The sequence below is a fragment of the Escherichia sp. MOD1-EC6842 genome, from assembly GCF_002965705.1.
GTDB classification, from domain to species: domain Bacteria; phylum Pseudomonadota; class Gammaproteobacteria; order Enterobacterales; family Enterobacteriaceae; genus Escherichia; species Escherichia ruysiae.
Genome location: NZ_PTRF01000003.1, coordinates 236,222 through 249,242, shown reverse-complemented (window position 1 = coordinate 249,242; position 13,021 = coordinate 236,222). Strand labels below are relative to the sequence as shown.

Genomic DNA, 13,021 nt, shown 5'->3' with positions numbered 1-13,021 from the left:
AAAAACAGAAACCACCGTTATGGATTAGCGCACTAAATAACCGCCATCAACAACCAGCAAATGACCATTAACATAGTTTGAAGCCGGACTTGCGAGGAATATTGCTGCCCCCATTAAATCCTGAGTATCACCCCAACGGTTTGCCGGAATATGGTCAAGAACACGCTGATTAGTTTCTGGATTACTGCGTGTCGCCAGCGTAATATCTGTTGCATAATAGCCAGGGGCAATACCATTTACCTGAATATTATATTGACCTAGTTCATCACAATAAGCTTTGGTGAATCCGGCAAGGGCGTGTTTAGTGGCAGAATATGCTGGAGACCATTGCCCGCCCAGGTAAGAAAACAATGAACAGATATTAATGATTTTACCGCTTTTTTGCGGGATCATAATTTTTGCCGCTTCGTAACTCAGCTCAAAAGCGGCTGTCAGGTTCACATCAATCATCGGGTCCCAGTCAGCACGACCGAAGTCCAGCACCTTATTCAGCTTACAAATACCTGCGTTATTGACCAGAATATCGACGGTGCCAAAACGCTCACAACAGGCGGCGATGATCTTCTGTGGCGCGCCTTCTGCGGTGATATCCACCTGCATAAAATCAACTTCAACGCCCTGTTTTTCAATAATTTCCTTCGTTTCGCCATTATCTTTGACGAAGCTTGGAATAAAGATATTTGCACCTGCTTTTGCCAGTGCCATCGCAAATGCCTGGCCTAACCCGCTATTCCCGCCGGTAACAATTGCCGTTTTACCTTTCAGGGAGAAAAAATCCATTGAGAACGCATTGAGAGATTCGATTGACATAGTTAGCTCCAATTTCCGTAAGGCAAAAAAAAAGAAAGGTAACTTCCCCCGCGAGAGGGAAGTTACCTTTCTCATTATCTCTGGTAACTGGGAATAATTTTTAGCATAAGGACATAATCGCTTATGTGATCATAATCACAGTGTGCTATTTGTATTGTCAAATGTTTTTAAAAAGTAGAATCGTGATTACTCTCACACAACACCTCTGCTTTCCATGTTATTTCTTATCGCAATTACTAGAGACCTGAGAAAAGTAATCCTCCTGAAAGGGCGGCTTACTTTTCTCTTTTTTTTGTCTATTACAAATGGGAATACGATATGCAACACAACTCATATCGCCGTTGGATAACCCTCGCGATAATCAGTTTTAGCGGCGGCGTTAGTTTCGATCTGGCTTATTTACGTTATATTTACCAAATTCCCATGGCAAAATTTATGGGATTCAGCAATACCGAGATAGGTTTAATAATGAGTACCTTTGGTATTGCGGCTATTATTCTTTATGCCCCCAGCGGCGTTATTGCCGATAAATTTTCACACCGCAAAATGATTACTTCCGCGATGATCATTACCGGATTATTAGGCCTGATAATGGCAACATATCCACCATTATGGGTAATGCTTTGTATCCAGGTCGCGTTTGCGATAACGACGATTTTAATGCTGTGGTCGGTATCGATAAAAGCCGCCTCATTGCTTGGCGATCATAGCGAGCAAGGGAAGATCATGGGCTGGATGGAAGGGCTGCGCGGCGTCGGCGTAATGTCGCTGGCGGTGTTTACCATGTGGGTCTTTTCCCGCTTCGCACCGGATGACAGTACCAGCCTGAAAACGGTCATTATCATCTACAGTGTGGTTTACATTCTGCTGGGCATCTTGTGCTGGTTTTTTGTTAGTGATAACAATAGCCTGCGTAGTACCAATAACGAAGAAAAACAGTCATTCCAACTTAGCGACATCCTGGCCGTTTTGCGCATCAGCACAACCTGGTATTGCAGCATGGTGATTTTTGGCGTCTTCACCATCTACGCCATTCTGAGTTACTCCACCAACTATCTGACCGAAATGTACGGCATGTCGCTGGTGGCGGCGAGCTACATGGGGATTGTGATCAACAAAATCTTCCGCGCGCTGTGCGGTCCGCTTGGCGGCATTATCACCACCTACAGCAAAGTGAAATCTCCTACCCGCGTGATCCAAATCCTTTCCGTAATCGGTTTACTGGCGCTGACTGCCCTGCTCGTCACCAACTCTAACCCGCAATCGGTCGCGATGGGGATTGGCCTGATTTTACTGCTGGGATTCACCTGCTACGCCTCACGTGGGTTGTACTGGGCCTGCCCCGGCGAAGCGAGAACGCCGTCTTACATTATGGGCACCACGGTAGGAATTTGTTCAGTGATTGGATTCCTGCCGGATGTCTTCGTTTACCCAATTATCGGCCACTGGCAAGACACTCTGCCCGCAGCAGAAGCCTACCGCAACATGTGGCTGATGGGCATGGCGGCGCTTGGCATGGTGATCGTCTTTACCTTTTTGCTGTTCCAAAAAATTCGTACTGCTGATAGCGCCCCCGCAATGGCTAACAGCAAGTAAGCCAGAAAAATTACAGGAGAAAAATCATGTCGAAAAAATACATCATAGGGATTGATGGCGGAAGTCAGAGCACAAAAGTGGTGATGTACGATCTGGAAGGTAACGTGGTTTGCGAAGGCAAAGGCTTATTACAGCCGATGCACACGCCGGATGCCGATACCGCAGAACATCCTGACGATGATTTATGGGCATCATTATGTTTTGCCGGTCACGATTTGATGAGCCAGTTTGCCGGAAATAAAGAAGATATTGTTGGCATTGGTCTGGGATCAATCCGTTGCTGCCGTGCGTTATTGAAAGCCGATGGTACGCCAGCCGCGCCGTTGATTAGCTGGCAGGATGCACGCGTAACGCGTCCCTACGAACACACTAATCCTGACGTGGCGTATGTCACCTCTTTTTCGGGCTACCTGACGCACCGTTTAACGGGCGAGTTTAAAGACAATATCGCCAACTACTTTGGTCAATGGCCGGTGGATTATAAGACCTGGGCATGGAGCGAAGATGCTGCGGTAATGGAGAAGTTTAATATCCCTCGCCAAATGCTGTTTGATGTGCAAATGCCGGGCACCGTGCTTGGGCATATAACACCCCAAGCTGCACTGGCGACACATTTCCCGGCAGGACTGCCGGTAGTGTGTACCACCAGTGATAAACCGGTAGAAGCACTAGGTGCCGGGTTACTGGACGATGAAACGGCAGTGATTTCATTAGGCACCTATATCGCGCTGATGATGAACGGCAAAGCACTACCGAAAGATCCGGTAGCGTACTGGCCGATTATGTCTTCTATTCCGCAAACGTTGCTGTATGAAGGTTACGGTATTCGCAAAGGTATGTGGACGGTGAGCTGGCTACGCGACATGTTGGGCGAGTCGTTAATTCAGGATGCCAAAGCGCAGAATCTGTCGCCGGAGGATTTGCTCAACAAAAAGGCGTCTTGCGTACCACCGGGTTGTAACGGACTGATGACGGTGTTGGACTGGCTGACCAACCCGTGGGAACCGTATAAACGCGGGATTATGATCGGCTTTGATTCCAGCATGGACTACGCATGGATATATCGTTCGATTCTGGAAAGCGTGGCGCTGACGCTGAAGAATAATTACGACAATATGTGTAATGAAATGAATCACTTTGCCAAACATGTGATCATTACTGGCGGCGGTTCGAACAGCGATCTGTTTATGCAAATTTTTGCCGACGTGTTCAACCTTCCGGCACGGCGTAACGCCATTAACGGCTGTGCAAGTTTGGGAGCAGCAATCAATACGGCGGTAGGTCTGGGTCTGTATCCGGATTACGCAACGGCAGTCGACAAAATGGTTCGCGTGAAAGATATCTTTATGCCTGTTGAGTGCAATGCCAAACGCTACGACGCGATGAATAAAGGCATTTTCAAAGACCTAACCAAACACACAGATGTGATTTTGAAAAAATCGTATGAAGTGATGCATGGTGAGCTGGGGAGTGCGGATTCGATCCAGAGCTGGTCGAATGCGTAAGTAAGGAAGACCGGGCGGGAAACTGCCCGGGCTGAACCCTACTGAAAGGTTTATCCCCGCTGACGCGGGGAACTCACTACCCGTGCGCAGCAATTTTTTGGTGATGGCGGTTTATCCCCGCTGACGCGGGGAACTCTCAGAATTACCACGTTGCCCGGAGTGCGGGAACGGTTTATCCCCGCTGACGCGGGGAACTCTCTAAACATAACCTATTATTAATTAATGATTTTTTAAGCCAGTCACAATCTACCAACTTTACAGGATCACACAAACAACACATCTACTATGTTAAAGAGCACTTAATCCATTGACTGAAAAGGTAAATATTTAAAATAAATCTATAAAAACTAAAATCTGCCAAACTTCACCGCAATAATTTTCACTCCAGCGAAAAATTAACGCCACAGAATTTGTAGAGAATGGCAATGATTAGTCCAGGATGGGCAAAATGGAGGTTTTTCAGAGGCGACAAAGAATATAAATGAGTGGAATTCTTTTACAGGTTCCACCCATTTATAACGCTTATAAATGTTTAGTCAGGCAATATTCAAATATTTATGCGTTTGCATCGACAAACGCCAGTTCCGCGCAATGCAGGTATCGATACATAAACGCGTGGCATCTTCTTTCTGACTAATCGGCTGAAGGGCAATGACTCGCGGTTTATCATCGGTCAGCGTCGCCAACAATTCATCCAGTGCTTCAATATCCCGTACGCGTCCAACCGGATGTTTAATTTCATTAGCTCGTTCCAGCGCCTGAGACAACACTTCATAGCCGCCGCGCATGTTCAGCTTTGGCGACACGGTAACCCAGGTATTCGGTGTGCAACGCACTTCATGAGTGCCGCTGGTTTCGATCTGGCAGCTAAAACCGTTCTTTTCTAGCAGGTCAGTCAATGGCAGCAAATCATGAATGCAAGGTTCACCACCAGTAATCACCACGTGACGCGCGGTATACCCCTGACGACTAATGACCGCTAACAAATCTTCGCTGCTCGCAGCCCCCCACTTATCACTCTCTTTGGTTTTCGCCAAAATGCTAAAAAGAGAAACTTCCCGATCCTCAAGTTTTTCCCATGTGTGTTTGGTATCACACCAGGCACAGCCGACCGGGCATCCCTGTAAACGAATAAAAATGGCGGGGACGCCGGTAAAGTAACCCTCACCTTGCAGGGTCTGGAACATCTCGTTAATCGGGTACTGCATAGCATTCTCTGTAAAGTGGATAATTGTTAATTATTGCAGATTTCCCCCGCCCGGTCATGCGCAGCGGCTGTGCTATAAATGGACGTAAAAAAACCCGCCGAAGCGGGTTTTTTATTAAGATGCTAAGTCGGACTTATGCCTGGCCTTTGATCTCTTTACGACCGTTGTACGGTGCTTTTTCGCCCAGAGCTTCTTCAATACGAATCAGCTGGTTGTATTTAGCAACGCGGTCAGAACGGCTCATAGAACCAGTTTTGATCTGGCCTGCAGCAGTACCAACAGCCAGGTCAGCGATGGTAGCGTCTTCAGTTTCGCCAGAACGGTGAGAGATAACTGCAGTGTAGCCAGCATCTTTCGCCATCTTGATTGCAGCCAGAGTTTCGGTCAGAGAACCGATCTGGTTGAATTTGATCAGGATGGAGTTAGCGATGCCTTTTTCGATACCTTCTTTCAGGATCTTGGTGTTGGTTACGAACAGGTCGTCACCAACCAGCTGGATTTTGTCGCCCAGAACTTTGGTCTGGTATGCGAAACCGTCCCAGTCAGATTCGTCCAGACCGTCTTCGATAGAAACGATCGGGTACTGTTTGGTCAGTTCTTCCAGGAAGTGAGTAAATTCTTCAGAGGTGAACGCTTTGTTGCCTTCGCCAGCCAGAACGTATTTACCGTCTTTGTAGAATTCAGAAGCTGCGCAGTCCATCGCCAGAGTGATGTCTTTGCCCAGTTCATAACCAGCAGCTTTAACAGCTTCAGCGATAACAGCCAGAGCTTCAGCGTTGGAACCCAGGTTCGGCGCATAGCCACCTTCGTCACCAACAGCAGTGTTCATGCCTTTCGCTTTCAGAACTTTTGCCAGGTGATGGAAAACTTCAGAACCCATGCGGATGGCTTCTTTCACAGTTTTCGCGCCAACCGGCTGAATCATGAATTCCTGGATATCAACGTTGTTGTCAGCGTGCTCACCACCGTTGATGATGTTCATCATCGGAACCGGCATAGAGTATTTGCCCGGAGTGCCGTTCAGTTCAGCGATGTGCTCGTACAGCGGCATACCTTTAGCAGCTGCAGCAGCTTTGGCGTTAGCCAGAGATACAGCCAGGATTGCGTTCGCGCCGAATTTGGATTTGTTTTCGGTGCCGTCCAGGTCGATCATGATCTTGTCAATGCCAGCCTGATCTTTAGCATCTTTGCCAATCAGCGCCTGAGCGATCGGGCCGTTTACCGCAGCAACAGCTTTGGTTACGCCTTTGCCCAGGAAACGGGATTTGTCGCCATCGCGCAGTTCCAGTGCTTCACGGGAACCAGTAGAAGCACCTGACGGAGCAGCTGCCATACCGACGAAACCACCCTCCAGGTGTACTTCGGCTTCAACAGTCGGGTTACCACGGGAGTCGATGATTTCACGACCGATGATTTTTACGATTTTGGACATTAGGGTTTCCTCAAGTCACTAGTTAAACTAAAACTCCAGACAAACAACGCGTACCCTGGGTACGCGTTGCCGTTCTAACTTTTTTACTTACTTCGCCTGACGTTTCTGGAACTCGCTGGCGGCTTTCACAAAGCCGGCAAACAGCGGGTGGCCATCACGTGGAGTAGAAGTAAACTCCGGATGGAACTGACAAGCCACGAACCACGGGTGATTCGGAACTTCGATGATCTCGACCAACTGATCATCCCCGGAACGGCCCGCAACGCGCAGACCTGCATCTTCAATCTGTTTCAACAGCATGTTGTTGACTTCGTAACGGTGACGATGACGCTCAACAATTGTCGGCGCATTGTACAGCTGGCGAACCAGGCTATCGTCAACCAACTGGCACTGCTGTGCGCCGAGACGCATGGTGCCACCGAGATCGCTCTTCTCGCTACGAACTTCAACGTTGCCGTTTTCATCACGCCACTCGGTAATCAGCGCCACAACCGGGTACTTACAGTCTGGCACAAATTCCGTAGAGTTGGCGTTCTCCATGTTGGCAACATGTCGAGCGTAATCAATTAACGCCACCTGCATACCCAGGCAAATGCCCAGATAAGGAATATTGTTCTCACGCGCAAAGCGTGCGGTAGTAATCATGCCTTCTACGCCACGATAGCCGAAACCGCCAGGTACGAGGATCGCGTCCAGACCTTTAAGGATTTCAACACCGCGCGTTTCAACATCTTGTGAATCGATCAGTTTGATGTTGACGCTGACACGATTCTTCAGCCCACCGTGTTTCAGTGCTTCAATTACGGATTTGTAAGCGTCTGGCAGTTCGATGTACTTACCGACCATACCGATGGTGACTTCACTCACCGGATTCGCTTCTTCAAAGATAACCTGTTCCCATTCGGACAGATCCGCTTCCGGGCAGTTCAAGCTGAATCGTTTACAAATATAATCGTCCAGCCCCTGAGATTTCAACAGGCCCGGAATTTTATAGATGGAATCGACGTCTTTCAGAGAAATAACCGCTTTTTCCGGAACATTACAGAACAATGCAATCTTCGCACGTTCGTTTGCCGGTACGGCGCGATCTGAACGACAAATCAGGATGTCAGGCTGGATACCGATAGAGAGCAGCTCTTTTACAGAGTGCTGAGTCGGTTTAGTTTTGACTTCACCAGACGCTGCCATGTACGGCACCAGCGTCAGGTGCATAAACAGAGTATGTTCGCGGCCAATTTCAACAGCCAACTGGCGAATCGCTTCGAGGAACGGCAGAGATTCAATATCACCTACAGTACCGCCGATTTCGACCAGAACCACGTCGTGGCCTTCGCCACCGGCAAGAACGCGTTCTTTGATAGCGTTAGTAATGTGCGGGATAACCTGTACGGTTGCGCCAAGGTAGTCGCCACGGCGTTCTTTACGCAGAACGTCAGAGTAGATACGACCCGTGGTGAAGTTGTTACGGCGGCTCATTTTGGTACGAATGAAACGCTCGTAGTGCCCCAGGTCCAGGTCGGTTTCAGCGCCGTCTTCAGTAACGAACACTTCCCCGTGTTGGATTGGGCTCATAGTACCTGGATCGACGTTGATGTACGGATCCAGTTTCATGATGGTCACATTGAGGCCACGGGCTTCAAGAATGGCTGCGAGGGAGGCTGCGGCAATGCCTTTACCCAGAGAGGATACGACCCCGCCGGTCACAAAAATATAGTTCGTTGTCATGCTGAACCTGAGAAGTTAGGTTGAAAAGACGATGGAATAACCAGGACGGGAAAGCAGTATACCCGAACATGACCTGTGCCACAAACTTTCATTATCCCTCCTCTTCGCCAGCGCACTATTGAAATCAGGAGTGAGAAAATAGCCCCTTTGGGGTAAATGTTTTTGACGCAAATCAATCGCTTGTCATTTAAAAAATGACACAAATCGCGCTTGACCGCGTAATTCCCTTAGAGATCAATTTCCTGCCGTTTTACCTGTTGCCAGACTTCTTCCATTGTTTCGAGGTCAACACCTGTCATTTCCAGTCCACGCGCGGCAACAATACGCTCCACTTCGCGAAAACGACGCTCGAATTTTTCGTTTGCTTTTTGCAATGCAATTTCCGCTTTTGTCCCTAAATGGCGAGCCAGGTTGACCGTAGCAAACAGCAGGTCACCCATTTCTTCCTCCAGTTTAGCCTGGTCGACAACAGCCTGCCGCGCCTCGTACATCACCTCGTCGATCTCTTCGTAGACTTTATCGACCACGGGGCCAAGTGTTGTCCAGTCGAAGCCAACGTTGGCGCAGCGTTTCTGGATTTTTTGCGCACGCATTAAGGCCGGTAAACTACGAGGAATATCGTCCAGCGCCGAATGCTGCGCTTTCTGCGCGCGCTCTTCGGTTTTGATTTGCTCCCAACGGGCAAGCACTTCACTGCTGTTTTCGGCAGAACTGTCGGCAAAAACATGTGGATGGCGACGCTCTAATTTATCGCTAATCGCAGCGCAAATATCATTAAAGTCAAAGCGCCCTTCTTCCTGGGCCATTTGCGCGTAAAACACCACCTGGAACAGCAGATCGCCGAGTTCACCGCGCAGATCGTCAAAATCTTCGCGGGCAATGGCATCCAGCACTTCGTAGGTTTCTTCAAGGGTATAAGGTGCAATAGAGGCGAATGTCTGCTCTTTATCCCACGGGCAGCCGTTATCCGGGTCGCGAAGACGCTGCATAATAGTGAGCAAACGGTCGATTTGATTCATTGGAATGTCCTGAAAATTGCGGGTCTGTCAGGTGTAATACCTTCGAGTAAAAGATATCGCTGGATACGGCTGACGCCATATCCAGCTATGTAAGATTAATTCCCGTGCAACCGACGCGCGTCGATAACGTCCGGCACCTGATTGAGCTTACCCAGCACGCGCCCCAGCACCTGCAGGTTATAAATCTCAATGGTCATGTCGATGGTCGCCAGTTGCTGTTTGGTATCGCTACGGCTGGCAACGCCCAGTACGTTCACCTTCTCGTTGGCGAGAATGGTGGTGATATCACGCAACAGACCGCTACGATCGTTCGCCGTTACGCGAACCACCAGCGAATACCCGGCGGAGTAGCTTTCGCCCCATACCGCGTCAACAATGCGTTCCGGCGCATGAGAGCGCAGTTCCGCCAGTTGTTCGCAATCGGCGCGGTGTACTGAAATACCACGTCCCTGGGTAATAAAGCCGACAATCTCATCCCCAGGAATCGGCTGGCAGCAGCGCGCGATGTGGTGCATCAGGTTGCCGACACCTTCTACTACCACGCGACCGTTATCTTTACTGCGGTTTTGCGACGTATAGCTTTTTTGCTGAAGCTGCTTCAGCGCGGCGGCGTCCTGCTCTTCGGCACTCGGCTTATTAAATTGCGATTGCAGGAAGTTCACCATCTGATTGAGACGGATATCCCCGCCGCCAATCGCCGCCAGCAACTCATCAACATCATTGAAGTTGTAACGCGGCAGCAGGTGTTTTTCTGCTTCTTTCAGGCTGATCCCCAGATGTTCCAGCTCGTCGTCAAGGATTTGCCGCCCAGCCAGAATATTTTTGTCACGATCCTGTTTACGGAACCAGGCGTGAATTTTCGAACGCCCACGGCTGGTTGTGACGTAACCGAGGTTTGGGTTTAACCAGTCACGGCTGGGGTTCGGCTGTTTCTGGGTGATAATTTCGATCTGGTCGCCCATCTGCAACTGGTAGGTGAACGGCACGATGCGCCCGCCAATTTTTGCCCCGATGCAGCGGTGTCCGACATCACTGTGGATGTGGTAAGCGAAGTCCAGCGGCGTTGATCCCGCAGGTAAATCAACCACATCACCTTTCGGCGTAAAGACGTACACCCGGTCGTCAAAGACCTGGCTGCGTACTTCGTCGAGCATTTCGCCGGAATCGGCCATCTCTTCCTGCCACGCAATCAGTTTACGCAGCCAGGCAATCCGGTCTTCATGTCCCGAACGTGCGCCGCCAGCAGCCGCGCCTTCTTTGTATTTCCAGTGCGCAGCAACGCCCAGTTCTGCATCTTCATGCATCTGTTTGGTGCGGATTTGGATCTCAACGGTTTTACCGCCCGGCCCCAGCACCACGGTGTGAATAGACTGATAACCGTTCGGTTTCGGGTTCGCGACGTAATCGTCGAACTCATCCGGCAGATGGCGATAGTGAGTGTGCACTATCCCCAACGCGGCGTAGCAGTCCTGTAAACGCTCGGCGACAATACGTACTGCACGCACATCAAACAGCTCATCAAAGGCGAGATTCTTTTTCTGCATTTTGCGCCAGATGCTGTAGATGTGTTTCGGACGACCATACACTTCAGCTTTAACGCCTTCAGCTTTCATCTCAGCGCGCAGATGACCGACAAACTCTTCGATGTAGTGTTCGCGGTCGAGGCGGCGTTCATGCAGCAGTTTTGCAATGCGTTTGTATTCGGTCGGGTGGAGATAACGGAAGCAGTAATCTTCCAGCTCCCATTTCAGTTGCCCGATCCCGAGACGGTTCGCCAGCGGCGCGTAGATATTGGTGCACTCTTTTGCCGCCAGTACGCGTTCATCTTCCGGCGCGTCTTTTACTTCGCGCAGATGAGCAATACGCTCTGCCAGTTTGATGACCACGCAGCGAAAATCATCGACCATCGCCAATAACATCCGGCGAACGTTATCGACCTGTTCGGAGGATACAGAATCGGTGTGCGTCGCTTTCAGCTGGCGGATCGCCGCCATATCACGCACACCGTGAATGAGATTCACGACCGACTTACCGACGCTCTCGCGCAGCACATCTTCGCTGACTACGTTGGCATCCGCCAGAGGGAACAGCAGCGCCGCCCGCAGCGTGTCAATGTCCATACTTAATGTCGAGAGGATCTCCACCATCTCAACACCACGCCACAATAGCAGACTGGCATCCGGATGCCCCTGCGTCTGCTGCAGACAATACGCCCAGGTTTCGGCTAAGCACTCACACGACTTCTGGCTGGTAATACCCAAACTTGCGATCCATTTTTGCGGATCAAATTCACCAGCCTTATTGATATGTGCACTTCTTACCGCAACCATTGTCCTCTCCTTTAGGGACCAGACCTGCCGAAATCAGCAAATCGTAACTATTTTACGCGCGAGAAAAGTACCATCGATTCCAGATGTCCCGTGTGTGGGAACATATCCAGCATCGCCAGCCGCGCAATGGTATATCCTGCTTTTAATAACGCTTCGCTATCCCGAGCCAGCGTTGCAGGGTTACAGGATACATAAACTATACGAATGGGTTCCAGTTTTATAATTTGTTGCATAACACCTGCGGCACCTGCTCGCGCCGGATCCAGCAACACTTTATCGAAGCCGCTTTTCGCCCACGGCTGCTTTGTGACATCTTCTTCAAGATTTTCGTGATAAAACGTCACATTTTGTAAGCCATTAAGGCGCGCATTATGCTGGCCTTTTTCCACCAGTGCCGGAACACCTTCTACGCCCACTACGTTTGCCGCACGAGTGGCTAACGGCAGCGTAAAATTGCCCATGCCGCAGAACAGATCCAGCACGCGCTCGTCAGGTTGCACATCCAGCCACTCCAGCGCGCGCGCCACCATTTTCTGGTTCACACCCGCGTTGACCTGAATAAAATCGCGCGGGCTAAAAGTTAAGCGCAACCCGTTTGAGTCATACCAGGGCATCTCACCAGTGACCGTTTCGAGTATCTCACTATCGGGGGCGAGATACAGATCCAGGCCTTCAGAATGCGAAAAGCGTTCCAGTTTTTCGCGATCAGCCGAACTTAGCGGTGCGGTATGGCGCAAAATTATCAGCGTGCCGCTGGTTGCCTGCACCAGTTCAACATGCCCAAGGTGGCGCATTCCCTGTAAGCTCGTCAGACATGCTCTGACTTTGGGCAGCAATGCTTCAAGTTGGGGCACTAAAACAGGGCATTGTTTAACATCGACAATGTCACTGGAACCCGCTTTGCGAAATCCCATCTGGAGTTGTTGTGTTTTAGGTTGATAGTTCAGACTTAAACGCGCACGACGCCGATAGCCCCAGGGGACGTCGGCGATCACTTCAGAGACGTCGTGTTTCATTAACCGGGCGAGCGCCGCGCTTTTGCTTCGCTGCTGTAAATCCACGCTGGCGTGTTGTTGCTGACAGCCACCGCATACGCCAAAATGAGGGCAGCGTGGCGTTTCGCGTTCCGGACTGTCGCTTAACCGCCGTACGACTTTAGCACGGGCATACTGTTTTTTATCTTCAGTAACAGTCACTTCCGCGTTTTCCTGCGGCAATAATCCGGGGATAAATAACGTTTTGCCGTTATGTCGCGCCACGCCCTGACCAAAAGAGTCGAGGTCGTTGACTGAAACGGTTATGATCTGACGCGTCGTCGTGCGTCGTTTTGCAGAGTAGAATTGCGCCATTGGCGAGACTTTCTCAATTTAACAGTGTGACCTTAATTGTCCCATAA

Annotated in this window: 9 protein-coding genes; 2 read left to right on the top strand and 7 right to left on the bottom strand. The window is 50.0% G+C overall.

The annotated features are described in order from the left end of the window. Positions 1-24: 24 nt before the first annotated feature. The gene (locus A7Z29_RS05460) at positions 25-810 is read right to left on the bottom strand and encodes an SDR family oxidoreductase (RefSeq protein ID WP_000021316.1); all 786 of its coding nucleotides are present in this window, start codon (positions 808-810) and stop codon (positions 25-27) included. Between the two features lie 318 nt (positions 811-1,128). Here A7Z29_RS05460 and A7Z29_RS05455 point away from each other — a divergent pair, with 318 nt between their 5' ends. Together A7Z29_RS05455 and A7Z29_RS05450 are read left to right on the top strand one after the other, a co-directional pair. Continuing rightward, entirely contained in the window at positions 1,129-2,406 is a 1,278-nt protein-coding gene (locus tag A7Z29_RS05455; RefSeq protein ID WP_105289904.1) for an MFS transporter, read from the top strand. A 26-nt stretch (positions 2,407-2,432) separates the two neighbouring features. After that, positions 2,433-3,911 (top strand): FGGY-family carbohydrate kinase, encoded by a 1,479-nt coding sequence (locus tag A7Z29_RS05450; protein WP_105289903.1) that lies wholly within the window; start codon positions 2,433-2,435, stop codon positions 3,909-3,911. A gap of 536 nt (positions 3,912-4,447) precedes the next feature. On the opposite strand, the gene queE is transcribed toward A7Z29_RS05450, so the two are convergent. The 6 genes from queE to rlmD form a co-directional block, all read right to left on the bottom strand. Next, a complete protein-coding gene (gene queE, locus A7Z29_RS05440) occupies positions 4,448-5,119 on the bottom strand; it encodes a 7-carboxy-7-deazaguanine synthase QueE (protein ID WP_001199980.1) in 672 nt (223 codons plus the stop codon). A 133-nt stretch (positions 5,120-5,252) separates the two neighbouring features. After that, positions 5,253-6,551, bottom strand: a complete 1,299-nt coding sequence (gene eno, locus A7Z29_RS05435; RefSeq protein ID WP_000036723.1) for a phosphopyruvate hydratase — start codon at positions 6,549-6,551, stop codon at positions 5,253-5,255. 87 nt (positions 6,552-6,638) lie between these two features. After that, a complete protein-coding gene (gene pyrG, locus A7Z29_RS05430) occupies positions 6,639-8,276 on the bottom strand; it encodes a glutamine hydrolyzing CTP synthase (protein WP_000210857.1) in 1,638 nt (545 codons plus the stop codon). Positions 8,277-8,503: 227 nt separating this feature from the next. Further along, entirely contained in the window at positions 8,504-9,295 is a 792-nt protein-coding gene (gene mazG, locus A7Z29_RS05425; RefSeq protein ID WP_001071625.1) for a nucleoside triphosphate pyrophosphohydrolase, read from the bottom strand. A 95-nt stretch (positions 9,296-9,390) separates the two neighbouring features. Then, the gene (gene relA / locus A7Z29_RS05420; RefSeq protein ID WP_105289902.1) at positions 9,391-11,625 is read right to left on the bottom strand and encodes a GTP diphosphokinase; all 2,235 of its coding nucleotides are present in this window, start codon (positions 11,623-11,625) and stop codon (positions 9,391-9,393) included. Between the two features lie 47 nt (positions 11,626-11,672). Then, the gene (rlmD, locus tag A7Z29_RS05415; RefSeq protein WP_105289901.1) at positions 11,673-12,974 is read right to left on the bottom strand and encodes a 23S rRNA (uracil(1939)-C(5))-methyltransferase RlmD; all 1,302 of its coding nucleotides are present in this window, start codon (positions 12,972-12,974) and stop codon (positions 11,673-11,675) included. Positions 12,975-13,021 lie beyond the last annotated feature (47 nt).

What these genes read in the sequence shown, in the direction of transcription:
- A7Z29_RS05460 (WP_000021316.1), bottom strand. Translation starts at nt 810, where the DNA reads ATGTCAATCGAATCTCTCAATGCGTTCTCAATGGATTTTTTCTCCCTG.
- A7Z29_RS05455 (WP_105289904.1), top strand. Translation starts at nt 1,129, where the DNA reads ATGCAACACAACTCATATCGCCGTTGGATAACCCTCGCGATAATCAGT.
- A7Z29_RS05450 (WP_105289903.1), top strand. Translation starts at nt 2,433, where the DNA reads ATGTCGAAAAAATACATCATAGGGATTGATGGCGGAAGTCAGAGCACA.
- queE (WP_001199980.1), bottom strand. Translation starts at nt 5,119, where the DNA reads ATGCAGTACCCGATTAACGAGATGTTCCAGACCCTGCAAGGTGAGGGT.
- eno (WP_000036723.1), bottom strand. Translation starts at nt 6,551, where the DNA reads ATGTCCAAAATCGTAAAAATCATCGGTCGTGAAATCATCGACTCCCGT.
- pyrG (WP_000210857.1), bottom strand. Translation starts at nt 8,276, where the DNA reads ATGACAACGAACTATATTTTTGTGACCGGCGGGGTCGTATCCTCTCTG.
- mazG (WP_001071625.1), bottom strand. Translation starts at nt 9,295, where the DNA reads ATGAATCAAATCGACCGTTTGCTCACTATTATGCAGCGTCTTCGCGAC.
- relA (WP_105289902.1), bottom strand. Translation starts at nt 11,625, where the DNA reads ATGGTTGCGGTAAGAAGTGCACATATCAATAAGGCTGGTGAATTTGAT.
- rlmD (WP_105289901.1), bottom strand. Translation starts at nt 12,974, where the DNA reads ATGGCGCAATTCTACTCTGCAAAACGACGCACGACGACGCGTCAGATC.